General features: G+C 57.3%; 1 protein-coding gene and 1 pseudogene. One reads left to right on the top strand and one right to left on the bottom strand.

The features are described 5' to 3' along the window. Positions 1 to 261 (bottom strand): transposase (locus tag HMPREF2604_RS03945; RefSeq protein ID WP_246818366.1); only part of this gene is annotated, 261 nt, incomplete at its 3' end. 70 nt (positions 262 to 331) lie between these two features. On the opposite strand from HMPREF2604_RS03945, the pseudogene HMPREF2604_RS14270 reads away from it, so the two are divergent. Beyond that, positions 332 to 514, top strand: a pseudogene (locus HMPREF2604_RS14270) (ATP-binding protein); the annotation flags it as partial. Positions 515 to 648 lie beyond the last annotated feature (134 nt).

Raw genomic sequence — 648 nt, 5'->3', positions numbered from 1 at the left:
CGCTTTTGACAAAAACTCGTTATCCATCTTGGCTTCTGCCAACTCACGGCGCAGACGCGCATTCTCAGCACGAAGATCAGCCTCGCTCATCCCATCTGAGGCTCCTCGGCGTTCACGCTCGAGTTTGACCCATTTTCCTAAAAGCCCGGCGGAAACACCAATCTCCTTAGCCACATGAGCGATCGGTCGCTCCGACTCGATTACCAGATTCGCGGCTTCACGCCGGTACTCCGGCGTGTACTTCTTGCGCTGTTGACTCACAATGAACATCCTCTCTTACGGACACAAGATCCGTACAAATAGGGTGTCCACTAAACGAGGGTAACCTCACGACCGCGACGGAAGGCTGCCTACACTTATCTCCTCCCAATCAGCTGCCGCCTATTGGGTTGAAACACTGCCAGACAGAGTCGGAGCCGATTCACTCGTAAGCCGCCTCAACAACGGCCACCGAATCCATATCGGAGACTTCGACATGCGCAAAGCCACCGCCCCCACCACCCCAGACGACTAATACAGACGGGCCGGGCCGACGCACCCCTCGGCCCGGTACCAACTACCCGGAACACGACAGTACCGAGTCCCCAGAACACCGGTACCAAAAACTCGCATCTGACACCGGGCACACGCCGACAACGGCTACTGGCG

It is taken from the genome of Corynebacterium sp. HMSC055A01 (genome assembly GCF_001809405.1).
Lineage (GTDB): Bacteria > Actinomycetota > Actinomycetes > Mycobacteriales > Mycobacteriaceae > Corynebacterium > Corynebacterium hesseae.
The sequence above is the reverse complement of the archived record's forward strand: the minus strand, read 5'-3'. Positions and strand labels throughout refer to the sequence as shown.